Here is a 24,526-nt window from a genome sequence, read left to right as displayed (position 1 = left end):
ACCCGGCCGCCGAGCTGTCTGGGCATCGAATTTCCCGTCGGGCCGCTCATGTTTCCACTCCTCCGGTTCAACTGATCCGCTTCGACCACAGGCTGGTCGAAGCGGCTCTGGATCGATGACTATAGATGACCGAGCGGCAGCCTGTACGATTAACCGAAATTTTTTGACCTCGCCGTAAACGATGTAAACGGAGTGTACAAAACTGCCCCAACGAGTGGCGTCTCCCCGGTAGGGTTCGTCCTCACGCGGCGGCTTGTTGAAGCGATGGAATCAGGAAGGTAAATGTTCGGCGTTGCCAAACGCTTCTGGATCCCGATGGTGATAGTCATCGTTGTGGCTGTCGCGGCCGTGACGGTCTCGCGGCTGCACTCGGTGTTTGGCTCACATCAACATGCGCCCGACACCGGCAACCTCGACCCGATCATCGCGTTTTACCCGAAGCATGTTCTCTACGAGGTCTTCGGCCCGCCAGGGACGGTCGCCAGCATCAATTACCTGGATGCCGATGCCCAGCCGCATGAGGTCGTCAATGCCGCGGTCCCGTGGTCATTTACCATCGTGACCACCTTGACCGCCGTAGTCGCCAACGTGGTTGCCCGCGGTGACGGTGCAAGCCTGGGCTGTCGCATCACTGTCAACGAGGTGATCCGCGAGGAGCGCATTGTGAATGCTTACCACGCGCACACCAGTTGCCTGGTGAAATCCGCGTGAGGAGCCAACGTCTAGCCGGGCACCTGTCGGCCGCCGCCCGGACGATCCATGCGTTGTCGCTACCCATCATTCTGTTCTGGGTGGCGCTGACTATTGTGGTGAACGTCGTTGCGCCGCAGCTACAGTCGGTCGCTAGGACACATTCGGTGGCGTTAGGCCCCCACGATGCTCCGTCACTGATCGCCATGAAGCGCATCGGCAAGGACTTTCAGCAATTCGATTCTGACACCACTGCAATGGTGCTGCTGGAGGGCCAAGAGAAGCTGGGTGATGAGGCGCACCGCTTCTATGACGTGCTAGTGACCAAGCTGTCACAAGACACCACCCACGTCCAACACATTGAGAACTTCTGGGGCGATCCGCTGACCGCGGCGGGATCGCAGAGCGCTGACGGCAAGGCAGCATATGTCCAGCTGAACCTCACTGGTGATCAGGGCGGCTCGCAGGCCAACGAGTCTGTCGCCGCCGTGCAACGCATCGTGGACAGCGTGCCACCGCCGCCGGGGATCAAGGCTTACGTGACAGGCCCGGGTCCACTCGGCGCCGATCGAGTTGTATACGGCGACCGCAGCCTTCACACGATTACCGGCATCAGCATTGCGGTGATCGCGATCATGTTGTTCATCGCCTACCGCTCGCTTTCTGCTGCTCTGATCATGCTGCTGACGGTCGGGCTCGAGCTGCTGGCGGTCCGCGGCATCATCTCCACTTTTGCCGTCAACGACCTCATGGGCCTGTCTACATTCACTGTCAACGTGTTGGTGGCGCTCACGATCGCGGCTTCGACGGACTACATCATCTTTCTCGTCGGACGCTATCAAGAGGCACGTGCGACTGGCCAGAACCGAGAAGCCGCTTACTACACCATGTTTGGTGGGACGGCACACGTGGTCCTGGCATCTGGCCTCACCGTCGCCGGCGCCATGTACTGCCTCGGCTTTACCCGGCTACCCTACTTCAATACCCTCGCATCGCCATGCGCGATCGGTTTGGTCACGGTGATGTTGGCGTCTCTGACGCTGGCGCCCGCGATCATCGCCGTTGCCAGCCGATTCGGGCTATTCGACCCCAAACGAGCGACAACGAAACGGCGTTGGCGCCGGATCGGCACGGTCGTCGTGCGATGGCCCGGCCCCGTCTTGGCCGCCACCCTGCTGATAGCGCTGATCGGACTGCTCGCCTTGCCGAAATACCAGACCAACTACAACGAGCGCTACTACATCCCCAGCGCGGCGCCATCCAACATCGGTTACCTCGCATCAGACCGTCACTTTCCGCAAGCCCGCATGGAACCGGAGGTCCTGATGGTCGAGGCCGATCACGACCTGCGTAACCCGACCGACATGCTCATCCTGGACAGGATCGCCAAAACCGTCTTCCATACGCCGGGGATCGCGCGGGTGCAAAGCATTACCAGACCGTTGGGGGCTCCGATCGACCACTCGTCGATCCCGTTTCAGCTCGGCATGCAAAGCACGATGACCATCGAAAACCTGCAGAACCTCAAGGACCGCGTGGCTGATCTATCCACCCTTACCGATCAACTGCAACGCATGATCGACATCACCCAGCGAACCCAGGAGCTGACGCGACAGCTAACCGATGCCACCCATGATATGAACGCTCATACCAGGCAGATGCGAGACAACGCCAACGAACTACGCGATCGAATCGCCGATTTCGACGACTTCTGGCGCCCCCTCAGAAGTTTCACGTACTGGGAGCGCCACTGCTTCGACATTCCCATCTGCTGGTCGATGCGCTCCTTGTTGAACAGCATGGATAACGTCGACAAGCTCACCGAGGACCTTGCCAACCTCACCGACGACACCGAACGCATGGACACCACACAGCGGCAACTACTCGCCCAACTGGACCCCACGATCGCCACCATGCAAACCGTCAAAGACCTTGCCCAAACACTGACCAGCGCGTTCTCCGGACTGGTCACTCAAATGGAAGACATGACCCGCAACGCCACCGTCATGGGTCGAACATTCGACGCCGCCAACAACGACGACTCGTTCTACCTTCCACCGGAGGCCTTCCAAAACCCCGACTTCCAGCGGGGTCTGAAACTCTTCCTATCCCCCGATGGCACCTGCGCTCGATTCGTCATCACCCATCGGGGTGATCCCGCGAGCGCTGAAGGCATCTCACACATCGACCCCATCATGCAGGCCGCCGACGAAGCCGTGAAAGGAACCCCGCTACAGGCTGCCAGCATCTATCTGGCGGGCACCTCATCCACCTACAAAGACATCCACGAGGGCACCCTGTATGACGTCATGATCGCCGTCGTGGCGTCGCTTTGCCTGATCTTCATCATCATGCTCGGCATCACCAGAAGCGTGGTCGCATCCGCCGTCATCGTCGGCACGGTCGCCCTTTCGCTGGGCTCAGCCTTCGGATTGTCGGTCCTCATCTGGCAGCACATCCTGCATATGCCACTGCACTGGCTCGTGCTGCCCATGGCCATCATTGTCATGTTGGCCGTCGGATCCGACTACAACCTGCTCTTGATAGCCCGATTCCAAGAAGAAATCGGGGCCGGCCTCAAAACCGGCATGATCCGAGCCATGGCCGGCACCGGCCGAGTGGTCACCATCGCCGGACTGGTGTTTGCCTTCACCATGGGCTCGATGGTGGCCAGCGATCTACGCGTCGTCGGCCAAATCGGCACCACGATCATGATCGGATTGCTGTTCGACACCCTCGTTGTCCGGTCTTACATGACGCCTGCGCTGGCAACTCTGCTCGGCCGCTGGTTCTGGTGGCCACGTCGGGTGGATCGGCTAGCCCGACAACCCCAGGTGCTCGGGCCTCGTCGCACCACTGCGCTCAGTGCGGAACGCGCAGCGCTGCTGCAGTAGCGGCACGGCCCGGGTCGTAGCTCGACAGGTCGCGGCCCATACCTGCGCCAACATCACGATCGCGGTGGCACCGCGCTGACCTGTTGGTTGGGGTCTCGACCGTGAAATCTGGCTCGGTACTGAGACTTCGAGGGCACGGAGGCGGACGTCGGAAATCCCGGGGTCGGCGAACACCCCGACGACATTTGGCCTTCTCAGCCGTCCGCGCGGTGCGGTGCCATCAGCGCAACGGCGGCTCTCCAACCCAGCAGCAGCACCGCGGTGACCGCGGACGCGACCACGACGAAACTCGCGGCCACACCCGCCGAACTGACCTTGCGTAACACCATGCCGACCACGATGGTGCACAGCCACACGATCACCCCCGTGGGGGCGAGGGCGGTCGGCCGCCGCCAGCCGCGAGCCAGCACCCAACCGATACCAGTGCCGGTGAGAAATGGCCATGCCGTAGCCGCCAGGCCGGTGACGCTCAGTCCTTCGGCGTGGCTGCGACGTCCCACCGCGCAGAACACCAGCACGGCGACGACGTCGGCGGCCAGCCCCGCCAGCGCGCGCCGTGGTCGCATGCCGCGAGGCTACCGGGCCGGGGCAGTATTGAGTGATGAGCACCCCGACACCACCCGCCCTTGACCGCGACGACCCGCTGGGACTGGACGCGTCGCTATCCAGCGACGAGATCGCCGTCCGCGACACCGTCAGGCGGTTCTGCGCCGAACACGTCACCCCGCACGTCGCGGCGTGGTTCGAGGACGGCGACCTACCGGTCGCGCGCGATTTGGCCAAACAGTTCGGCGAACTCGGACTGCTGGGAATGCAGCTGCACGGCCACGGCTGTGGCGGCGCGTCGGCGGTGCACTATGGCCTGGCCTGCCGGGAGCTGGAGGCCGCCGACTCCGGCATCCGGTCGCTGGTGTCGGTACAGGGTTCGCTGGCGATGTTCGCCATCGCGAGCTTTGGCTCCGACGAGCAAAAGCGGCAGTGGCTGCCCGGCATGGCCACCGGTGACCTGCTCGGCTGCTTCGGGCTCACCGAGCCCGACGTCGGCTCCGACCCGGCCGCGATGAAAACCCGGGCGCGACGCGATGGTCCGGACTGGGTGATCACCGGGGGCAAGATGTGGATCACCAACGGCTCGGTCGCCGACGTGGCGATCGTGTGGGCCGCCACCGACGACGGAATCCGCGGATTCATCGTGCCCACCGACACCCCGGGTTTCACCGCCAACACCATCGGTCACAAGCTGTCGCTGCGGGCGTCGATCACCAGCGAGCTGGTGCTCGACAATGTCCGGCTGCCCGCCGACGCCATGCTGCCCGGCGCGACCGGCCTCAGGGCGCCGCTGGCATGCCTGTCGGAGGCGCGCTACGGGATCGTCTGGGGAGCGATGGGCGCGGCCAGGTCGGCCTGGCAGTGCGCGCTCGACTACGCGAGACAGCGCACCCAGTTCGGACGTCCGATCGCCGGCTTCCAGCTGACCCAGGCCAAGCTCGTCGACATGGCCGTGGAACTGCACAAGGGTCAGCTGCTGTCGTTGCATCTGGGGCGCCTCAAAGACAGGGTGGGCCTGCGCCCCGATCAGGTCAGCTTCGGCAAGCTCAACAACACCCGGGAAGCGCTCAAAATCTGCCGGACCGCTCGAACAATACTGGGCGGCAACGGGATATCGCTGGAGTACCCGGTCATCCGGCACATGGTCAACCTGGAGTCGGTGCTCACCTACGAGGGCACGCCCGAGATGCATCAGCTGGTGCTCGGTCAGGCCTTCACGGGCTTGGCCGCCTTCCGGTAGGACCGTCGCATGCCCGTCTTGCGGCGCCTCGGGTGTTCGGTCCTGGCTCTCGGGCTGCTGGCCGGCTGCGCCCCACCCCGCACCGGGCCGGCTTCGTCGCCGACCAACAACGGGGCCAAGGCCGACGCGGTCATCCGGATTGTGCGTGACTTCATGACGCAAGCGCATCTGAAGGCGGTGCTGGTCCGGGTCACCGTGGCCGGCAAGGAGGTCGTGACGCGGGCCGTCGGCGACTCGATGACCGGCGTGCCGGCCACCACCGCCATGCACTTTCGCAACGGCGCGGTCGCAATCTCCTATGTCGCGACGCTGTTGCTCAAACTGGTCGACGAAAAAAAGCTGCGCCTGGACGACAAGCTGTCCAGGTGGCTTCCCGACTTTCCGCACGCCGACCGGGTCACGCTGGGTCAACTAGCGCAGATGACATCCGGCTACCCCGACTACGTCCTCGGCAACGAGGCGTTTGATGCCGAGCTTTACGCTAATCCGTTCCGGCAGTGGACAACACAAGAGTTACTCGATCAAATCTCTTCACGGCCACTGCTTTACGACCCGGGCACCAACTGGAACTACGCGCACACCAATTACCTCTTGCTGGGGCTGGCGTTGGAGAAGGCCGCCGGCCAAGACATGCCAACCCTGCTGCAGCGCAAGGTCCTTTCCCCCCTGGGCCTCACGGCCACCGCCAACTCCGATACCCCCGCCATCCCCGAGCCCGCCTTGCATGCATTCACCTCCGAGCGCCGAGCGGCCTTGAAAATTCCTGCCGGCGTGCCGTTTTACGAGGAATCGACCTTCTGGAATCCGTCGTGGACCATCACCCACGGCGCCATCCAAACCACCACCATCTACGACATGGAGGCCACCGCGGTGGGGATCGGGTCGGGCAGGCTGCTCTCGGCGGATTCGTACAAGAAGATGGTGTCGACCGAGCTGCGCGGCAAGACCCGCGCCCAGCCGGGCTGCCCCACCTGCTTCGAGCAGAACGACGGCTACAGCTATGGTCTCGGGATCGTCATATCCGGCCATTGGCTGCTGCAAAATCCCATGTTCGCCGGTTACGCCGCGGTGGAGGCCTATCTGCCGTCGCAACGGGTCGCGGTGGCGGTCGCAGTCACCTACGCCCCCGAGGCCTTCGATGACCAGGGCAACTACCGCAACCAGGCCGACATACTATTTCGCAAGATCGGTGCCGAGGTAGCACCGAACGACGCCCCACCCATGCCGCCGGGGAGGTAGGTAGCCATGGGAGTCATTGCCCGCGTTGTCGGTGTCGCCGCGTGCGGTTTGTCCCTGGCCGTGCTGGCCGCCGCGCCCACCGCGGGCGCGGAACCCACCGGCGCGCTGCCCCCGATGACATCCAGCGGCAGCGGACCGGTCATCGGCGACGGTGACGCCGCGCTGCGACAGCGGATCTCACAGCAGCTGTTTAGCTTCGGAGATCCCACCGTCCAGGAGGTTGACGGCTCGGACGCGGCTCAATTCATCACGGCCGCAGCCGCTGTCGCGGACCGCGATGTGGCGTCGGTGTTCTTGCCGCTGCAGCGGGTGTTGGGCTGCCAACAGAACACAGCCGGCTCGGGGGCCGGCTTCGGGGCGCGCGCCTACCGGCGAACCGACGGGCAATGGGGAGGCGCGATGCTGGTCGTCGCCAAGAGCACCGTTTCCGACGTCGACGCCCTCAAGGCCTGCGTCAAGTCCGGTTGGCGCAAGGCCACGGCGGGCACGCCGACTTCGATGTGCAACAACGGTTGGACCTACCCGCCGTTCGCCGACACCCGCCGCGGCGAAGAGGGCTATTTCGTCTTGCTGGCCGGCACGGCCTCGGACTTCTGCAGTGCGCCCAACGCGAACTACCGAACCACCGCGAGCTCATGGCCGGGCTAGCAGGCCGGCGGACCGTGGGGGTCCGCTGGTGGGCCCCTATGGCCCGCCAGGCCGGTCGCAGAACGCCACACACAATGCCCAAGCAGGAATTGATACCCATTGCAGTTGCCCGTCCGCCGTGCGCTCGCAATATATCGGGCCGGGGTTCCCCCAGAGTTTCGCGCCTTCCGGCGAGCACGGTTGACCAATATCGGTATCGGCATGCGCTGGGCTACTTCCGATGAGGACCGCGATTGGAGCGATCGCCGTCAATATCGCCAAGCCGACCAACCTCAGTGCGTGCATGATCGACGCCTTCCTGTCGCAACAGCGCCAAACGACAAACTTGAGGATACAAGGAAACGGGATGGAGCAGGAGGGGCATACACATCACCCCAACCGACCATCCGGACGAGCCATGGGCTCCGGGCCTTAGCTGAATCGCATTGAAATACAACAACATCAGGACCCCGTGCCTTTACCCAATACCCGTGTTTTGGGCAGGCGCCTACCGGTTAGAAGGGCGGCGGGTCGTCGTCGGGATCGGGTGGTGGGCCGTTAGTCTCGGGGGCGGTTGTGGCGGTTTGGGTGACCACGTGGGCAATCCGGCGGGCTTGGTGGTTGCGGTGGCGTTCGGCGGCGATGTAGTGGGCGCGGTTTTGCGCTCGGGTGCTGGCCCGGCGCGGCATCATCGCGGTGCGCTGCCCGCGGCGGTCGGCGCGGGCCGGGTCGGGTCGAGGTGGGTCACCGGTGGGGGTGCACAGCGCCGGGAACAGCAGCGCGCTGCCCGGGGTGGTGACATAGGTCTGGTCACCCGGCAGCGTCCAAATCACGGTGCCGTCGGGCAGTTGCTGGGCGCGCCAGCCCCAGAAGGTGGCCAGCAAATGATGGCACCGATTACACGAAGAACGTTTTGAGCGTGCCCGTGACGACCTTTGGGTTCATCAAGCAGCATCGCTACCAATCCTCCCCGTCATCATCGGGCTCGGCCATCTCCTCCATCGCCTCAGCCATCGCGGCGTCGTCGAACTCCACCTGCACGAGGTTCGGTTCGGGACCGGCACAGGTCGTGTCGATCGGTTCGGAGAACGCGATCACGTCAGCGACAAACGCTGTAGCTTCTTCGACGAGGGTTGGGTCGTCGCATGCAAAGCCAACTTCCAAGTGTGACCCGGCCCGCACGGTCCAATTGGCCGATCCCCACCACACCGTCCGCGGCTCAAAGTCCAACACCTCTTCGCCGTAACCGTTATCGGGGTCGTAGACGTTCAAAGCCAGATGACCGAGCACGAGCAATTTGGCATTCAGCAGCGGCTTGCGGTCCTCTCGTAGCCAGCCGAGCGCCCGCACCGGACCTAGCTCATGCTCAGGCATAGACGACCACGGGCCGAGGAGCAGCGTGAGCCATGCTCGGAGGGCGCCATGTCGCGAAGCCGCAATAGGGCGACGTTGGGAAACCCTTTGTCAGGGTTACGCAGTCGCGACGGGAACGAGGTTCCCTTGTCGATCACCACGCAAAAGGCGCTCAATGCGAGCAGCGTCTCGGCGACCGCCTCGCTACTCAGCCAGGGCACGCAGCCGATCGCGGCTGGAACACCACGACGCCGCACCGCGAGGTGCTCGTCGAGTACCTCGCAGAGCCCATCGACTATCTTCCCGCCGAACCACGCGCGCCACCCCGACTCTTGCGGCCCCCATGCGCGGGGCTTCCCCGACCAATGCCGGAAAGTCTCGTAGTCGCCGAGCGGCATCCAATCCATCGAGCCTCGGTCTGCCTCCTCGTGTCCGGCGACCACCCCGCAACGCCGAAAACACGCCGTCGGCCGTCCTTGCCGCGACGGCCTCTACTGTTCGAGCTATGACTGAGCCCAGACCTGTCTTCGCTGTCGTGATCAGCGCCGGCCTATCCGCCATCCCGATGGTCGGCGGCCCGCTACAAACCGTGTTCGACGCCATCGAGGAACGCACCCGGCACCGCGCCGAGACAACCACGCGCGAGATATGCGAGAGCGTCGGCGGCGCGGACACCGTGTTGAGCCGCATTGACAAAAATCCCGAACTCGAGCCGCTTCTCAGCCAGGCGATCGAGGCCGCCACTCGCACCAGTATGGAGGCCAAGCGCCGGCTCCTCGCGCAAGCTGCCGCCGCCGCGCTCGAGGATGACCAGAAGGTCGAGCCGGCATCACTCATCGTGGCCACGCTTTCCCAACTTGAGCCCGTGCATATCCATGCACTCGTTCGGCTGGCCAAAGCCGCCAAGTCCTCACCGGACCAGGACGAGATCCAGCGACGCGAGGTGATGAGGGCGGCGAGTAAGGTCGAGCCCGTGCCGGTGCTAGCGGCCCTCATTCAAACCGGCGTCGCGATCGCGACAACAACCGTTTGGCACGGCAACGGCACCGGGACTCCGGCAGAAGAAAGCGGCCACATCCTTATCCACGACGTCAGCGACTTCGGCCACCGCCTGCTGGCCTATCTCAGGGCCGCCGACGCAGGTGCCGAGCTCCTCATCCTCCCCTCTGGAGGGTCTGCGCCAACCGGCGACCACCCGACGCCGCACCCGTCCACGTCGAGATGATTCGGACTCACTTCATCAAAAAGGCGGCGGGTCGTCGTCGGGATCGGGTGGTGGGCCGTGGGTCTCGGTGGCGATGACGGCCGCTTGGGCAATCCGGCGGGCTTGGTGGTTGCGGTGGCGTTCGGCGGCGATGCAATGGGCGCGGTTTTGGGTGCGGGTGCTGGCCCGGCGCGGCATCATCGCGGTGCGCTGCCCGCGGCGGTCGGCGCGGGCCGGCTCGGGTGCGGGCGGGTCACCGGTGGGGGTGCACAGCGCCGGGAACAGCAGCGCGCTGCCCGGGGTGGTGACGTAGGTCTGGTTACCCGGCAGCGTCCAAATCACCGTGCCGTCGGGCAGTTGCTGGGCGCGCCAGCCACAGAAGGTGGCCAGCAAATGATGAAGACGGCACAGGCATTTGAGGTTGGCCGCGTGGGTGGCCCCACCGTCGGCGAACGCGATGGTGTGATCCAGGTCGCACTGGGTGGCCGGGCGGTCGCAACCGGGCGCCCGACAGGTCAGATCCCGGGCCCGCACAAACGCCGCCAGCTTCACCGAGGGCCGATAACCCGGCTCGGTCCCGGCCGGGACCGGGATCGGCTGCAGCCCGGCGGTCTTGGCCAACTCGGCCACCAGCTCGGCCGGGATCAGCCCGTCGCCGCCCAGCAACGCTGCCGGCGCCTGGCCGTGGCCCTTGACGCTGGCCTGCTCGGCCACCACATGAATCACCACCGCCGACACCGGGCGCCCCTCGGCGGCACAGTCGGGATTGTCGCAGCGGCAGGCCAGCCGATCCGCCCCGGCCGCCAACGCGCCCAGCGCGTCGGCGCGGCGCTGATCTGTGCTGCGCGGATCACCGGCACACACCGTGGCCACCAAGGCGTTCAGCCGCGCATCCAGGGCTTGGGCGTCGGTGGCATACAACTGGGCGTACACCTCGCCCATGCCGTCCGCGGAATTCCAGATCGACACCTCCCGATCGCGGGCCCGCTCCCGCACCTGGCGCACCGCATCGGGGTCGGCCACCGCCACGATCCGATCTATCGCGGCGGCCAGCTGCCCCGGGTCATCGACGGCCAGCCCCGCACCCGCAGCGCCAGCTCGGCATCCACCCGCGCCAACACCTGCGGGTCGGTGATCAAATCGGTGCGATACACCAACGTCTGAAACATGTGGTAGTCGATTTCCCCGGCAGCAAACACCTGCCCGACCTTCGGCAGCCGCTCCCGCATCGCCCGGCCATGGTGCAGGTAACTGCCGGGCCGGCGATGTCGAGCCGTCGGAGAGGTGTACCTGGCCGCCATTGATGGCACTGCCGGACGCTGCCTGATCGAAGCGCGGGATTGCGCAGCGCCCAACAGCCATCCCGAGCGTCCGATCCGAAGGCGGCCCGACAAAGGCCCACAAGGCCCACAAGGCCCACAAGGCCCACAAAAAGTTACGCCGTTGGCATGACGGGAGTCGTACTGTGTAGCTGCGCCACAGCGACCAGACTGAAGGAGGACCATGACGCTCTCATCTGGTGAACCCTCGGCCGTCGGCGGGCGCCATCGCGTGGTCATCATCGGTAGTGGATTCGGCGGCCTGAATGCGGCCAAGGCGCTTAAACGGGCGGATGTCGACATCACGCTGATCTCCAAGACAACGACCCACCTGTTCCAGCCGCTGCTGTATCAAGTGGCCACCGGGATCTTGTCCGAGGGCGACATTGCCCCGACCACCCGGCTGATCCTGCGCCGGCAAAAGAACGTCCGGGTGTTGCTGGGCGAGGTCAACGCGATCGACCTGAAAGCGCAGACGGTCACGTCGAAATTGATGGACATGACCACGGTGACGCCGTACGACAGCCTCATCGTGGCCGCCGGCGCACAGCAGTCCTACTTCGGCAACGACGAATTCGCCACCTTCGCGCCCGGAATGAAGACCATCGACGACGCGCTGGAGCTGCGCGGCCGCATCCTGGGCGCGTTCGAGGCCGCCGAGGTCAGCACCGACCATGCCGAACGGGAGCGGCGCCTGACGTTCGTCGTCGTCGGCGCTGGGCCGACCGGCGTCGAGGTGGCTGGGCAGATCGTCGAGCTCGCCGAGCGCACCCTGGCAGGCGCGTTTAGGACCATCACGCCCAGTGAGTGCCGGGTGATCCTGCTCGACGCCGCACCCGCGGTGTTGCCGCCGATGGGTCCAAAGCTGGGTCTCAAGGCACAACGGCGGCTGGAAAAGATGGACGTCGAGGTTCAACTCAACGCGATGGTGACCGCGGTCGACTACAAAGGCATCACCATCAAGGAAAAGGACGGCGGCGAACGCCGCATCGAATGCGCGTGCAAGGTTTGGGCGGCCGGCGTGGCGGCCAGCCCGCTGGGCAAGATGATCGCCGAGGGATCCGACGGAACCGAAATCGACCGGGCCGGAAGGGTGATCGTGGAACCCGATCTCACCGTCAAGGGACATCCGAACGTCTTCGTAGTCGGCGATCTGACGTTCGTGCCCGGCGTACCCGGGGTGGCTCAGGGCGCGATCCAGGGGGCCCGATACGCCACCACGGTGATCAAACACATGGTCAAGGGCAATGACGACCCAGCCAATCGCAAGCCGTTCCATTACTTCAACAAGGGCAGCATGGCGACGATCTCCCGCCACAGCGCCGTCGCGCAGGTCGGCAAGCTGGAGTTTGCCGGGTACTTCGCCTGGCTGGCGTGGCTGGTGCTGCACCTGGTCTACCTGGTCGGCTATCGGAACCGCATCGCAGCCCTGTTCGCCTGGGGGATCTCCTTCATGGGCCGCGCCCGCGGCCAGATGGCCATCACCAGCCAGATGATCTACGCCAGGTTAGTGATGACCTTGATGGAACAGCAGGCACAAGGAGCGCTGGCAGCCGCCGAACAGGCCGAGCACGCCGAGCAAGAGGCAGCGGGTTAGCTCAACGCCCGATCGATATCGGCAATCAGGTCGTCGGTGTCTTCCAACCCAACCGAGATGCGGACCACACCGTCACCGAGCCCGATCGCGGCCCGGCCCTCCGGGCCCATCGCCCGGTGCGTCGTGGTGGCGGGGTGGGTGACAAGCGATTTGGCGTCGCCGAGGTTGTTGGAGATGTCGATCAGCCGCATCTTGTCGAGCACCTCGAAGGCCCGCTGTTTGGCAACATCCTCCGGGCAGTCGAGTGCGAAGGTAACGACGGTTCCGCCACCGGACATCTGACGCTTGGCCAGGTCATATTGTGGGTGCGACGGCAGGTACGGGTAACGCACCCACCGAACCGAGGGATGGCCGTTGAGGAACTCCGCGATCCGCTGCGCCGAGGCATTGCTGTGTTGCACCCGAATAGCCAGCGTCTCAAGGCCTTTCAACAGTACCCAGGCGTTGAACGCACTCATCGCCGGACCGGTGTGGCGCATCAGCTTTTGCACCGGACCGTCGATGTACTCCCGGTCACCGAGTATGGCCCCGCCCAGCACCCGACCCTGACCGTCGATGTGCTTGGTGCCCGAGTACACCACCACGTCGACCCCCAGCGGAAAGCCCTGCTGCAGTAGCGGTGTGGCAAATACGTTGTCCAGCACCACTTTTGCACCCGCGGCATGTGCCAGCTCGGTCACCGCAGCGATATCCACCAGCGACTGCATGGGATTGGACGGCGTCTCGAAGAACACGGCCTGCGTGGGTACCGAAAGCGCCCGCTCCCATTGCGAGAGGTCGTCACCGTCGACGAAGACGGTCTGCACCCCCCAGCGCGGCAGGATCTCGCTGCACACCACGAAACACGAGCCAAACAGGCTGCGCGCGGCAACCAGTCGGTCTCCGGCACCCAGCAGCGCGCCCAGCGAGGTGAATACCGCGGCCATGCCACTGGCGGTGGCGAACGCCGCCGGGGCACCCTCGATCAGCCGCAGCCGCTCCTCGAACACCGACACCGTTGGGTTGCCGTAGCGGGAGTACACATAGTGGTCCAGCTCGCCAGCGAACGACTTCTCGGCAACCGCCGCCGAGCCGTAGACATATCCGGACGTCAGGTACATCGCCTCGGCGGTCTCTTCGAACCCCGACCGCAACATCCCGCCGCGCACCCCGACGGTGGCCTGGCTGACGCCGTCGGGCAGCGCCTTCGGGGTGCGGACCGAAGACTCGTCGGTCATCCCTGTCTCCACGGCAGTCCCACCGCCCGCCAGCCCGTTGCGCCTCGATGACCCTCAGCGTCGAGATGCCCTTCGAAGCCGTCCAGCACGTTATAGGCCGGCGTGATGCCCGCCTCGGTCGCGACCTCGGCCGCGCCGATGGAGCGGTTACCGGAGCGACACAAGAAAATAACGGGCCGCTCGTGCTGATCAGCGTCCGCCGGGATGCGGTCCCGCAACTCGGCGAGGAAGTTGTCGTTGTGCGTCCCGTCGGACGTCGCCCATTCGACATAGACCACTTCACGACCAAGGCTCGACAAGTCGGGCACACCGACGAAGCGCCATTCCGCCTCGCAGCGCACGTCGACCAGGACCGCCCGCGGATTATCGCTGAGCATCTCCCAGGCCTGAAGTGGCGTGATATCTCCGGCGTAGCTCACTCGCGTGAGTCTGGCACATTTAGCCGAGATGCAACTTCGCGGGCGCGTTCGCGGGCGATTGCCACCTCGGGTGCGGTGGCCAGCGCCACCCCAAGCCCGCGGCCGAATATCACGACGTCGCTTTCCGGCACACCGAGCGCACCGGTCAGCGCATCGGCAGGTGGTGCGGCGCCGACCGCTGCCCGGCCTGCCGTGTGGTCCGGGTTGATCACCCGCGCGGCACCCGGCGAGATCATCAGGGTGTCCACCGCCAGACCCAGGATCGCCCGGGCCTGCAGTTCGAACACCGAAAGCCGCTGGCTGCGCACGGTGACCCAGGCACTCCCGGCAGGACACACGGTGACATCGGCGAAATACACCTCATCGCCGTTGATCATCAATTCGACGCCGAAAACCCCGCGTCCCCCGAGCGCCTTGACGATGCGCGCGGCGATCGACTTGGCCGCGTCCAGCGCCGCCGTGCTCAGCTTCTGCGGTTGCCAGGATTCCAACTCACCGGCATCGGCGTCGCGATGACCGATAGGTGCACAGAACTCGATGAGCGGCCCATTCGGGCCCTGACTGCACACAACGATCATGGTGACCAAAAACTCGATCTCGACCACCGACTCGGCGCACACCCGAGGGCTCACTCCCCCAGTCTGCGGCTGTACTTGATGGCCTGCCGCGCGCTGCCAGGCGGGCTCGACCTCGTTGGGCCCGGCGACCACCGAGCTACCCTGGCCAGCCACCCCTGCCACCGGGCTCACCAGCAACGGAAACCCAGCATGGACGGCCACCGCTTGAAGTTCGCCAAGGGATCCGACGAACCAGAACGGGGCTGTGGGCAGGCCGAGCTGATCGGCGGCCAGCCGGCGCAGGCCCTCCCGGTCGGCCGTGCACCGGACGGCACGGGCGTTCGGCACCAGCTCAGTGCACTCGCCGTCGGCTTGCTCGACGGCATCGAGAGCATCCACAGACACCGCGGCGGTGACCGTCACCAAGAAATCCGGTTGCAGCCGCCGGATCACCGCCGTCAGCTCTTCAGCATCGGTCATGGTGACCACCACCGACTGGTCGGCTATCCGGTGGGCAGGCGCGCCGACATAGCCGTCGACGGCGATCACCTCCGCGCCCAAGCCCTGCAACGCGATCGCCAGCTCCCGGCTGGGTTCGGCCGAACCCAGCAACATCACCCGCCGAACGTCTTGGGGAGCTGCTGGGCGCTCATGCCTAACGGTGGGTTCGTGCTGTCCTTCCGTCCAGCCGTCGATCACCAGCTCACCCTCTCGCTCGGTCGTTGCTCGGCTCAATTATTTGTCTATTTTCGCAACTCCGCTCACATCTGCCTGTGTACTTTTGCTATGAGGAGGTGGGGGCAACTGAGTGACCTGATAACCCAAGCCATCCGAACTTGATGACCGCTTAGCCATCCATCCGGCTCCGACATGGTTGCCGCCACCCGAATAGGTATGCGCCCAGTCGCCTGGCTCGCGGCAGCGACGAACCCTGCGCGGACCGGACAGCTTCGGCAAAGGAGAATCCGTGTCTTTCGTGACGACCCAGCCACGCAGCGCTGAGGCTGCTGCCGGTGTGAGGAGCGGCTAGTCATGGATTTCGGTGCGCTACCACCGGAAATCAACTCCGCCAGAATCTATTCCGGTCCCGGCTCCAGGCCCCTGATGCAAGCGGCCGCAGCCTGGCAACGGCTGGCCAACGAACTGACCGCGACGGCGGCTTCCTACTCCTCGGTGATTTCCGGGCTCACCGGCGATGACTGGCTGGGCCCGTCGGCACTGTCGATGGCGGCCGCGGCCGTCCCCTATGTCGCGTGGATGAGGGCCACCGCCGCCTCGGCCGAGCAGGCCGCGGCTCAGGCCGTGGCCGCGGCGAACGCCTACGAGTCGGCGTACGCGGCGACCGTGCCCCCGACGGTAATCGCGGCCAACCGCCGCACAATGCTGTCACTGGTCAAGACCAATGTTTTTGGCCAGAACACCCCGGCGATCGCGACTAGTGAAGCGCAGTACGGCGAAATGTGGGCCCAGGACATCGTGGCGATGGAGGGCTATGCGGGCGCCTCGGCGGCCGCGTCGCAGTTGCCGCCGTTCACCCCGCCACCGGCGACCACCAGCGGGGCCGGGTCGCTGAGTGACGCCGCCGCGACAGCGGCTCAGGCGGTAGTACCGGCCGCCGCGGCGACCGACGTGAGCCTGCTACCAACCCTGCAGTCCTTCCTACCGCCGCCCTTCGACGCCATTCCGAACCCCATCGAGGATCTTGACGTTCTCGTAGCCGCAGCTGTAGCCGTCGCGGCTGGCAGTTTGGGGGTATCGGCGGCGCAGCTCGGCGAGATCTACCGCCACGACGTGGTCGACGAGGCCCAAAAGGCGCCGCATTGCCCAGCCGAATCCGACCAGACACCCGCTGGGGCCGCGGGTGACGGGGATCTCCCTGAGGTCGGAGGACGGGTCACCAGCCCGCCACAGCCGCCGGTCGCCGCGCTCACCGGCTACTCCGCTAACATCGGCGGACTCTCCGTGCCGCACAGCTGGAATCTTCCGCCAGCGGTGCGCCAAGTTGCGGCGATGTTCCCCGGCGCGACTCCGATGTATATGACGGGGAGTTCGGACGGCTCCTACGCCGGCCTGGCAGCGGCGGGTTTGGCCGGCACCGGTCTGGCCGGTCTTGCCGCCCGCGGTGGCTCCGCGCCGACCCCGGCTGCAGCCGCCCCGGCCGGAGCCGGCGGAGCCGGCCCGGCTGCCACCAGGCCCGCCGCCCAGCAGACGCCCGCGGTCCCCGCGGCGGCCGCCGGGTCAGCCATACCTGGCCTACCGCCCGGTTTGCCGCCCGGCGTGGTTGCCAACCTTGCGGCGACCCTGGCGGCGATCCCCGGAGCGACCATCATCGTGGTACCGCCGTCCCCGAACGCCAATCAATAGCACTCAGGTACGGCGGGCGGCCGCTTGAGCGAGTTGCAGTCGCGAGGTGAAGCCGAGTTTGGTGTAGACGTGCGTCAGGTGCGTTTGCACTGTTCGCGGTGAGACGAAAAGCCGCGTCGCGATGTCCTTGTTGGCCAGTCCCTCGCCAACCAGTCGCACGACGTCAATCTCGGTCGGAGTAAGCGATTCCCAACCGGTGGCCGGTCGTTTGCGCCAGGAGTGGCCACGTTGCGCATAGGCGATCGTCTCCTTGATCGACAACGCGGCACCTTCGGCCCATGCAGCGTCGAAGTCTTTCTCCCCCATCGCATCTCGCAGAGCCGTCACCGACTGCACATAGTCCGAACGGTAAATCGCGAAGCGGACCGAGCCGATCTGCTGTCGGATAGCCTCGGCGGCGCCGAAGAGTCGTGCCGCCGCATGGTGGGTGCCGGCGTCGCTGGCCAGGCCGGCAAGGCATTCGAGCACGTCGGGGAGATCCAGGTGTGCCCCGCTCTCGGCCGCGCACGCGAGCGCCTTATGCGCGTCGCGTTCGGCTTCTTCCCGCTTGCCCTCGGCGACCGCGATCCTGGCGCGAGTCGCCAGCGCCATCGCCAGATGATGGCCGGTCATTGACTGCACGGCATCGTCACACCAACGACGCGCTGCGCTAAGGTCACCACCAGCCAGTGCAGCCTGGGCATTGAACGCGCGCTGCACCGCTGCCGAGAGGGGCAGCGCCAAACTCAAGTTCCGCCAGGCCGCCTCGCTGGCATGTTGAGCCGTCTGCACGTCGCCGGCGGCCAACGCGGCCGTGGTCAACGCCGAGTAGCCCATACCCGCGAAGTACTCGCCCAGCTCGGCGGCCTCGAGAGCGGCGTCGGCCGCCGCCCTAGCCGCACTCAATTCACCCTGGTAGGCGAGCGCGAAGGCCAGGCCCTGCAGGCTGTTGGCCTTGTGCAGCACTTCCTGAGACGCCTCGGCCTCGTCCACCAGCTCGCCGAATTGGGCGGCGGCCGCGGCCAGCTCCCCCCGCATCAGCTGGGCGTAGCCGAGACACCAGCGGCACCACAGCGCATTGGAGTGGTCACCGATCGCGGCAGCCAGCTCGCGTGCCTCTTGGGCGGCCGGGCGTGCCGCGACCGGGTCACCCGCCACGACCGCATCGACCGCCTGAAAGGTAAGGATCTGGGCCAGCCTCCACCGGTCGTCTACCGCTCGTGCCAGGTCGATCGCCTCGGCGAAATAAGACGCGGCCGCATCGGCGCGAGCTACCGCTACCGCGATCAAGCCGCAGGCCGTGAGCGCCCGGGACAGCAGCGCCGGTTCATCGACCTCGCGCGCGATCACCAAAGCCTGTTGGGCCTGCTCCATACCGGCGGCGGCGTCGACGAAGATGTCGAGCAGGGCCTTGTCGGCCAATGCCCGGGCGCGCACCGCGGCCGCCACCTCGAGATGACGCGCATTCTCGTCGGCAAGAATGCTGTCAAACCAGGCGCGCCCCTCCTGGATGCGCCCCCGCGTCATCCATACCCGCAACAGGGAGGACGCCAGCGCCAAGGCGCCCTCGGTGTCGGAATTTTCCCGGTTCCACACAAAGGCGGCACGTAGGTTGTCGATCTCGGTTTCGGCTTGGTCGAGGCAGTGCGAATAATCGGAGGGTCCGGGATTGTCGACCCTGGCAGCCAGCGCCGTGTAGTAGTCACGGTGCCGCGCAAACACGGCGTCCACCTCGCCAGCCTCGGAGAGTTTTTCCAACGCGTAGTGGCGCATCGTCTCGCATAACCGATAGCACGTCCGGCCGCTGTTGTCGTCGGCCATCACCAGTGACTTGTCGACCAGCAGGGTGATCTCGTCAAGGACCTGGTAGCGCTGCACATCGCCGCTGCAGGCAACCGCCTGTGCGTCGTCGACAAAAAAGCAACCCACAAACACCGCAAGCCGGCGAAACAAGGTACGTTCCGGCTCGGTCAATAGCGTGTACGACCAATCCACCGAGGCCCACAGCGTCTGCTGCCGGTGCGCGGCCGTGCGCGCACCGCCGGTCAACAGCGCGAACCGGTCACGCAAGCCATCGATGATCTCGTCAAGCGTCATCGACCGCAGCCGCGCAGCCGCCAGCTCGATCGCCAGCGGCAAACCGTCCAGCCGTTTGCAGATCTCGGTCACTGCGGCGGAGTTGTCGTCGGTGAGGCGAAAGTCCGGCCGGACTCGCTGAGCCCGGTAGCAAAACATCTCAACGGCTTCATCGCTCAGTGACAGCGACGGCACCCGGTAGCTCACCTCACCCTCGACCCGGAGCGGCTCACGACAAGTTGCCAGCAACCTCACCCCCCGGCACGCTTTCACCAGCGCTAACACCAAGGCCGCCGTCGCATCCAGCAGGTGCTCGCAGTTATCCAGCACCACCAGGGCTGGACGCCCGCCAAGAAAGCGCAGCACGGTGTCCGTCGTGGAGCGGCCCGGCTGGTCGTGCAGTCCCAGCGCGCCCGCCACCGTGACCGGCACCAAGTCGGGGTCCGTGATCGGCGCCAGATCCACGAACCACGCGCGACCGAACTCACCGGCGATCTGCGCCGCGAGCTGCGCCGCCAGCCGTGTCTTGCCCACGCCGCCGGCGCCGGTCAGGGTCACCAACCGGTTATCGGTCACCAACCGGTGCACCTCGGTGATCTGCGCGCCGCGCCCCACAAAACGCGTCAGGTGCACCGGAAGACCATGGGCCACATCGTCATTGGCCACCCGCAGCGGCGGGAAATCGATACGCAATTCGGGATGACACAGCTGCATTACCCGCTCCGGACGCGACAGATCCCGCAGCGCGTGCGTCCCCAGGTCAACCAGCCATGCTTTGTCCGGGAGGCGATCGATGACCAGGCTTTCGGTCACGCCCGAGAGCACCGTCTGGCCCCTATGCGCCAAGTCACGCAGGCGCGCGGTCCGGTTGATGGTCGGACCGGCATAGTTGCCTTCGTCGCGGAGCGCGACCTCCCCGGTGTGCACGCCTATGCGCAACCGGATCGGTGCGAGCCGCGCTCGCTGCAAGTCCAACGCGGCGGCCACGGCATCCGACGCGCAGGCGAACGCGAGGACAAAGCTATCACCCTCACCCTGCTCGACTGGGCGTACGCCGTCATGGGCGGCAATCACACCAGACACGGCTTTGTCGAGGCGCGCCACGGCAGCACCCATGTCGTCTGGATGGGTCTCCCACAGCCAGGTGGATCCCTCGACGTCGGCCAACAGCAATGTCACTGTGCCCCGTGGCAGCAACTTGCTCATCCCCGCTCCACTCAGTCGCACTCATGCTAGCCAGCGGTGACCGGGTAGCAAAGGCCGTATGCCATGTCGAAGCGACGCCACCGGACGGTGGATTTCCGCCCGGCTAGCGCGACAGTGGGTCGTGCTGAATGCGCTCCGGTGGCGCGCCTTTGGCGATCAGGGCGGCCTTGGTGGCGCGGACCATGGCCGGTCCACCGCAGATCAGAATCTGCCGATCGCCCCAGCCGCCGTATCGGGAGACCACATCGGGTAGTCGGCCGGTCTGGCGCACGTGCAGACCGCGCGGCGCCGACACGTCGGGATAGTCGGCGGCCCAAGCCGGATCACCGTTGTACTCCGACACCGGCGAGACCGACAGCCACGGATTGTGCGCCGCGATCTGCCACAGCGTGGGCAGGTCGTAGAGTTCGCAGGCATAGCGTGCTCCGAAGAACAGGTGCACGCGCGGATTCACCGCGAAGCGGCTGAGGTCGATGATCAGCGCCCGCAGCGGCGCCAGCCCGGTGCTACCGGCGACCATGAGCACGTCGCCGCCGTCGCGGTCCACCCGAAAGGCTCCGTGCGGACCGGACAATCGCCACCGGTCACCGGGCCGAGTTTCACCCACGATGGCGTTGCTGACCAGGCCACCGGGAACCACCCGGACGTGAAACTCGATCCGCCCGTTCGGGTCGGCCGGAATGGCTGGGCTGAGATATCGCCACCGGCGGGGGCATTGCGGAACATGCACGTTGACGTATTGGCCAGGGTAATAGTGCAGCGGGCGGTCCAGCTGCAGCCGAGCGACAGCAAGGTCGCGTGACACCCGGATGTGCTCGACGACCGTGCCGTCCCACCAGGCGGGCGCGTCATCGGCGTCCGCGGCACCGCTCATCACCCCGATGATCAGGTTGAGCGACTGGCCGGCGGCCTCGTCGACGGCGTCCGTCCAGGCGCCCCGGCTTGGATGGCCCAGATAGTCACGCAGGGTCGTATACAGCGCGCGGCGCAACGTGTCGTACTGGGTTGGCAGCACACCGTATTTGCGGTGGTCGCGGCCGAGCTGGGCAAGAAAGGCCACCGGTTCCTCGGCGCGCTGCGCCACCAGCTCGCCGTACACCCAGTGCAGCGCCTGCCCGAAAGCGGCTCGCTGGGCGCCCATGTCGGGTGGGAACAGGTCGCGTACCGAGGCGTCGAGGGCAAACCAATGGGCATAGAAGCGGCGGACCAGTTCCGGGTCGTCGAGCTTGAAGGCGTTTTGCAACACCCGCAACGCGTCCCGGTCCTCGAGGCCCACGGACCTCGATTCTAAGCTCGCGGCGAAACGGCGGCGGATGCACAAGTGGGTAAAATTGAGCGGAACAGACTCAACATTGACGGCGTTGAACAACCCGACAAGCATTTCGAACGGACCCCGAATGGAGGTGTCGTGGACTCGTTTAACCCGACGACCAAGACGCAGGCGGCGCTAACCGCGGCGTTACAGGCGGCTTCGACCGCCGGCAATCCCGAGATCCGGCCCGCTCACCTGCTGATGGCGCTGCTGACCCAAAACGACGGTATCGCCGCACCGCTACTGGAGGCTGTCGGTGTCGAGCCCGCCACCGTCCGCGCCGAAACCCAGCGCCTGCTCGACCGTTTGCCGCAGGCGACTGGAGCCAGCACGCAGCCGCAGCTGTCCCGCGAGTCGTTAGCGGCGATCACCACCGCGCAGCAGCTGGCCACCGAGCTGGACGACGAGTACGTCTCCACCGAGCACGTGATGGTCGGGCTGGCCACCGGTGACTCCGACGTCGCCAAGCTGTTGACCGGCCACGGCGCCTCGCCGCAGGCGCTGCGGGAGGCGTTCGTCAAGGTGCGCGGCAGCGCCCGGGTCACCAGCCCCGAACCGGAGGCGACCTATCAGGCGCTGCAGAAGTACTCCACCGACCTGACCGCCCGCGCCCGCGAAGGCAAACTCGACCCGGTCATCGGCCGCGACAACGAGATCCGCCGCGTGGTGCAGGTGCTGTCCCGTCGCACCAAGAACAACCCGGTGCTGATCGGTGAGCCCGGCGTCGGCAAGACCGCGATCGTGGAGGGCCTGGCGCAGCGCATCGTGGCCGGCGACGTGCCGGAGAGCTTGCGCGACAAGACCATCGTCGCGCTCGATCTCGGCTCGATGGTCGCCGGCTCCAAATACCGCGGCGAATTCGAGGAACGGCTCAAGGCCGTCCTCGACGACATCAAGAACTCGGCCGGCCAAATCATCACGTTCATCGACGAGCTGCACACCATCGTCGGCGCCGGCGCCACCGGCGAGGGGGCGATGGACGCCGGCAACATGATCAAGCCGATGCTGGCCCGCGGCGAGTTACGGCTGGTCGGGGCGACCACGCTGGACGAATACCGCAAGCACATCGAGAAGGACGCCGCGCTCGAGCGCCGTTTCCAACAGGTGTACGTCGGCGAGCCGTCGGTGGAGGACACCATCGGCATCCTGCGCGGGCTCAAAGACCGCTACGAGGTGCACCACGGGGTGCGCATCACCGACTCGGCGCTGGTGGCAGCTGCCACTTTGAGCGACCGGTATATCACCGCCCGCTTCCTGCCCGACAAGGCCATCGACCTGGTCGACGAGGCGGCCAGCCGGCTGCGGATGGAGATCGACTCGCGGCCCGTCGAGATCGACGAGGTCGAGCGGCTGGTGCGCCGGCTGGAGATCGAAGAGATGGCGCTGTCCAAAGAAGAAGACGAGGCGTCGGCGGAGCGGTTGGCCAAGCTGCGCTCCGAGCTGGCCGACCAGAAAGAGAAGTTGGCCGAGCTCACCACCCGCTGGCAGAACGAGAAGAACGCGATCGAAATCGTCCGCGACCTCAAGGAGCAGCTGGAAGCCCTGCGCGGGGAATCCGAGCGGGCCGAACGCGACGGCGACCTGGCCAAGGCCGCCGAGCTGCGCTACGGACGCATCCCCGAGGTGGAGAAGAAGCTCGACGCGGCGTTGCCGCAGGCGCAGGCCCGGGAGCAGGTGATGCTCAAGGAGGAGGTCGGTCCCGACGACATCGCCGACGTGGTGTCGGCGTGGACCGGCATCCCGGCCGGTCGGCTGCTGGAAGGCGAGACCGCCAAGCTGCTGCGCATGGAAGACGAGCTGGGCAAGCGGGTCATCGGGCAGAAGGCCGCGGTTACCGCAGTCTCTGATGCGGTGCGGCGCAGCCGGGCCGGGGTGTCCGACCCCAACCGGCCCACCGGGGCGTTCATGTTCCTCGGCCCGACCGGTGTCGGCAAGACCGAGCTGGCCAAGGCGCTGGCCGACTTCCTGTTCGACGACGAGCGGGCGATGGTCCGCATCGACATGAGCGAGTACGGCGAGAAGCACACCGTGGCTCGGTTGATCGGCGCCCCGCCCGGCTATGTGGGATACGAGGCGGGCGGTCAGCTGACCGAGGCGGTGCGCCGGCGTCCCTACACGGTGGTGCTGTTCGACGAGATCGAGAAGGCGCACCCGGACGTGTTCGACGTGCTGCTGCAGGTCCTCGACGAGGGCCGGCTCACCGACGGGCACGGCCGCACGGTCGACTTCCGCAACACCATCTTGATCCTGACGTCCAACCTGGGGTCGGGTGGCAGCGCCGAGCAGGTGCTGGCCGCGGTGCGCGCTACGTTCAAGCCGGAGTTCATCAACCGGCTCGACGACGTGCTCATCTTTGAGGGTCTCAACCCCGAAGAGCTGGTGCGCATCGTCGACATCCAGCTGGCGCAGCTGGGCAAGCGGCTGGCGCAGCGGCGGCTGCAGCTGCAGGTCTCGCTGCCGGCCAAGCGCTGGTTGGCGCAGCGCGGATTCGACCCGGTGTACGGGGCGCGGCCGTTGCGCCGGCTGGTGCAGCAGGCCATCGGTGACCAGCTGGCCAAGATGCTGTTGGCCGGCCAGGTGCACGACGGCGATACCGTGCCGGTCAACGTCAGCCCCGACGCCGACTCGCTGATCCTGGGCTGATTTGTCTGACGAGCAGACGCGGAATCGCACGCGTGAGGTCC

At 66.1% G+C, this 24,526-nt stretch carries 19 protein-coding genes and 1 pseudogene; 9 read left to right on the top strand and 11 right to left on the bottom strand.

The annotated features are described in order from the left end of the window. Nucleotides 1-282 precede the first annotated feature (282 nt). Both FF952_RS02120 and mmpL1 read left to right on the top strand, forming a co-directional pair. Nucleotides 283-711 carry an MmpS family transport accessory protein gene (locus FF952_RS02120; protein WP_003402074.1) on the top strand — a complete coding sequence of 143 codons (429 nt, stop codon included), beginning with the start codon at nt 283-285 and terminating at the stop codon, nt 709-711. Continuing rightward, entirely contained in the window at nt 708-3,584 is a 2,877-nt protein-coding gene (gene mmpL1, locus FF952_RS02115; RefSeq protein ID WP_003898435.1) for an RND transporter MmpL1, read from the top strand. Before FF952_RS02120 ends, mmpL1 begins: the two co-directional genes overlap by 4 nt. 194 nt (nt 3,585-3,778) lie before the next feature. Here mmpL1 and FF952_RS02110 read toward each other — a convergent pair whose 3' ends face one another. Next, a complete protein-coding gene (locus FF952_RS02110; protein WP_003401978.1) occupies nt 3,779-4,150 on the bottom strand; it encodes a DUF3054 domain-containing protein in 372 nt (123 codons plus the stop codon). A gap of 35 nt (nt 4,151-4,185) precedes the next feature. Between FF952_RS02110 and FF952_RS02105 the strand changes: the two genes are divergently transcribed. From FF952_RS02105 to FF952_RS02095, 3 genes are read left to right on the top strand one after another with little or no spacing between them, the layout of a single operon-like run. Then, nucleotides 4,186-5,373 (top strand): acyl-CoA dehydrogenase, encoded by a 1,188-nt coding sequence (locus FF952_RS02105; RefSeq protein WP_003401972.1) that lies wholly within the window; start codon nt 4,186-4,188, stop codon nt 5,371-5,373. Nucleotides 5,374-5,382: 9 nt separating this feature from the next. Beyond that, on the top strand, nt 5,383-6,612 hold the full coding sequence (locus FF952_RS02100; protein ID WP_003898432.1) for a serine hydrolase domain-containing protein: 1,230 nt from the start codon (nt 5,383-5,385) through the stop codon (nt 6,610-6,612). Between the two features lie 6 nt (nt 6,613-6,618). Further along, nucleotides 6,619-7,260 (top strand): hypothetical protein, encoded by a 642-nt coding sequence (locus FF952_RS02095; RefSeq protein ID WP_003401963.1) that lies wholly within the window; start codon nt 6,619-6,621, stop codon nt 7,258-7,260. A gap of 36 nt (nt 7,261-7,296) precedes the next feature. Here FF952_RS02095 and FF952_RS02090 read toward each other — a convergent pair whose 3' ends face one another. The 4 genes from FF952_RS02090 to FF952_RS02075 form a co-directional block, all read right to left on the bottom strand. Further along, complete coding sequence (locus FF952_RS02090) at nt 7,297-7,545, bottom strand: hypothetical protein (protein WP_003898430.1); 249 nt, start codon at nt 7,543-7,545, stop codon at nt 7,297-7,299. A gap of 209 nt (nt 7,546-7,754) precedes the next feature. After that, a complete protein-coding gene (locus tag FF952_RS02085) occupies nt 7,755-8,123 on the bottom strand; it encodes a hypothetical protein (RefSeq protein ID WP_003401960.1) in 369 nt (122 codons plus the stop codon). Between the two features lie 73 nt (nt 8,124-8,196). After that, entirely contained in the window at nt 8,197-8,589 is a 393-nt protein-coding gene (locus FF952_RS02080) for a hypothetical protein (protein WP_003401950.1), read from the bottom strand. Between the two features lie 5 nt (nt 8,590-8,594). Continuing rightward, nucleotides 8,595-8,999, bottom strand: coding sequence for a hypothetical protein (locus FF952_RS02075; RefSeq protein ID WP_003401944.1), 405 nt, complete (start codon nt 8,997-8,999; stop codon nt 8,595-8,597). A gap of 98 nt (nt 9,000-9,097) precedes the next feature. On the opposite strand from FF952_RS02075, the gene FF952_RS02070 reads away from it, so the two are divergent. Then, a complete protein-coding gene (locus FF952_RS02070; RefSeq protein ID WP_003401942.1) occupies nt 9,098-9,817 on the top strand; it encodes a hyaluronidase/chondrosulfatase in 720 nt (239 codons plus the stop codon). Between the two features lie 15 nt (nt 9,818-9,832). Here the strand turns inward: FF952_RS02070 and FF952_RS02065 are convergent. Then, a pseudogene (locus FF952_RS02065) lies at nt 9,833-11,025 on the bottom strand (HNH endonuclease signature motif containing protein). Nucleotides 11,026-11,299: 274 nt separating this feature from the next. Here FF952_RS02065 and FF952_RS02060 point away from each other — a divergent pair. Next, on the top strand, nt 11,300-12,712 hold the full coding sequence (locus tag FF952_RS02060; RefSeq protein ID WP_003902989.1) for an NAD(P)/FAD-dependent oxidoreductase: 1,413 nt from the start codon (nt 11,300-11,302) through the stop codon (nt 12,710-12,712). On the opposite strand, the gene FF952_RS02055 is transcribed toward FF952_RS02060, so the two are convergent. From FF952_RS02055 to purT, 3 genes are read right to left on the bottom strand one after another with little or no spacing between them, the layout of a single operon-like run. After that, the gene (locus tag FF952_RS02055) at nt 12,709-13,929 is read right to left on the bottom strand and encodes an O-succinylhomoserine sulfhydrylase (protein ID WP_003401927.1); all 1,221 of its coding nucleotides are present in this window, start codon (nt 13,927-13,929) and stop codon (nt 12,709-12,711) included. The genes FF952_RS02060 and FF952_RS02055 overlap by 4 nt on opposite strands. Further along, nucleotides 13,926-14,348, bottom strand: a complete 423-nt coding sequence (locus FF952_RS02050; RefSeq protein WP_003401921.1) for a rhodanese-like domain-containing protein — start codon at nt 14,346-14,348, stop codon at nt 13,926-13,928. Before FF952_RS02050 ends, FF952_RS02055 begins: the two co-directional genes overlap by 4 nt. Beyond that, nucleotides 14,345-15,604, bottom strand: a complete 1,260-nt coding sequence (gene purT, locus FF952_RS02045) for a phosphoribosylglycinamide formyltransferase 2 (RefSeq protein WP_003401915.1) — start codon at nt 15,602-15,604, stop codon at nt 14,345-14,347. Before purT ends, FF952_RS02050 begins: the two co-directional genes overlap by 4 nt. Before the next feature lie 333 nt (nt 15,605-15,937). Between purT and FF952_RS02040 the strand changes: the two genes are divergently transcribed. Beyond that, nucleotides 15,938-17,269 (top strand): PPE family protein, encoded by a 1,332-nt coding sequence (locus tag FF952_RS02040; protein ID WP_003401914.1) that lies wholly within the window; start codon nt 15,938-15,940, stop codon nt 17,267-17,269. Between the two features lie 3 nt (nt 17,270-17,272). Here FF952_RS02040 and FF952_RS02035 read toward each other — a convergent pair whose 3' ends face one another. Both FF952_RS02035 and FF952_RS02030 read right to left on the bottom strand, forming a co-directional pair. Then, nucleotides 17,273-20,530, bottom strand: a complete 3,258-nt coding sequence (locus FF952_RS02035) for a helix-turn-helix transcriptional regulator (protein WP_031680762.1) — start codon at nt 20,528-20,530, stop codon at nt 17,273-17,275. A gap of 103 nt (nt 20,531-20,633) precedes the next feature. Beyond that, nucleotides 20,634-21,806: an FAD-binding oxidoreductase gene (locus tag FF952_RS02030; RefSeq protein WP_003401910.1), complete on the bottom strand. Its 1,173-nt coding sequence runs from the start codon at nt 21,804-21,806 to the stop codon at nt 20,634-20,636. Between the two features lie 132 nt (nt 21,807-21,938). Here FF952_RS02030 and clpB point away from each other — a divergent pair, with 132 nt between their 5' ends. Beyond that, nucleotides 21,939-24,485 (top strand): ATP-dependent chaperone ClpB, encoded by a 2,547-nt coding sequence (clpB, locus tag FF952_RS02025; protein WP_003401905.1) that lies wholly within the window; start codon nt 21,939-21,941, stop codon nt 24,483-24,485. Nucleotides 24,486-24,526 lie beyond the last annotated feature (41 nt).

The organism is Mycobacterium tuberculosis complex sp. N0072 (assembly GCF_030323725.1).
In the GTDB taxonomy this organism is placed as follows: Bacteria; Actinomycetota; Actinomycetes; order Mycobacteriales; family Mycobacteriaceae; genus Mycobacterium; species Mycobacterium tuberculosis.
This window is presented reverse-complemented; position numbering and strand designations above follow the sequence as displayed.

What these genes read in the sequence shown, in the direction of transcription:
- FF952_RS02120 (WP_003402074.1), top strand. Translation starts at nt 283, where the DNA reads ATGTTCGGCGTTGCCAAACGCTTCTGGATCCCGATGGTGATAGTCATC.
- FF952_RS02110 (WP_003401978.1), bottom strand. Translation starts at nt 4,150, where the DNA reads ATGCGACCACGGCGCGCGCTGGCGGGGCTGGCCGCCGACGTCGTCGCC.
- FF952_RS02105 (WP_003401972.1), top strand. Translation starts at nt 4,186, where the DNA reads ATGAGCACCCCGACACCACCCGCCCTTGACCGCGACGACCCGCTGGGA.
- FF952_RS02100 (WP_003898432.1), top strand. Translation starts at nt 5,383, where the DNA reads ATGCCCGTCTTGCGGCGCCTCGGGTGTTCGGTCCTGGCTCTCGGGCTG.
- FF952_RS02095 (WP_003401963.1), top strand. Translation starts at nt 6,619, where the DNA reads ATGGGAGTCATTGCCCGCGTTGTCGGTGTCGCCGCGTGCGGTTTGTCC.
- FF952_RS02090 (WP_003898430.1), bottom strand. Translation starts at nt 7,545, where the DNA reads ATGCACGCACTGAGGTTGGTCGGCTTGGCGATATTGACGGCGATCGCT.
- FF952_RS02075 (WP_003401944.1), bottom strand. Translation starts at nt 8,999, where the DNA reads ATGGATTGGATGCCGCTCGGCGACTACGAGACTTTCCGGCATTGGTCG.
- FF952_RS02070 (WP_003401942.1), top strand. Translation starts at nt 9,098, where the DNA reads ATGACTGAGCCCAGACCTGTCTTCGCTGTCGTGATCAGCGCCGGCCTA.
- FF952_RS02060 (WP_003902989.1), top strand. Translation starts at nt 11,300, where the DNA reads ATGACGCTCTCATCTGGTGAACCCTCGGCCGTCGGCGGGCGCCATCGC.
- FF952_RS02055 (WP_003401927.1), bottom strand. Translation starts at nt 13,929, where the DNA reads ATGACCGACGAGTCTTCGGTCCGCACCCCGAAGGCGCTGCCCGACGGC.
- FF952_RS02040 (WP_003401914.1), top strand. Translation starts at nt 15,938, where the DNA reads ATGGATTTCGGTGCGCTACCACCGGAAATCAACTCCGCCAGAATCTAT.
- FF952_RS02035 (WP_031680762.1), bottom strand. Translation starts at nt 20,530, where the DNA reads ATGAGCAAGTTGCTGCCACGGGGCACAGTGACATTGCTGTTGGCCGAC.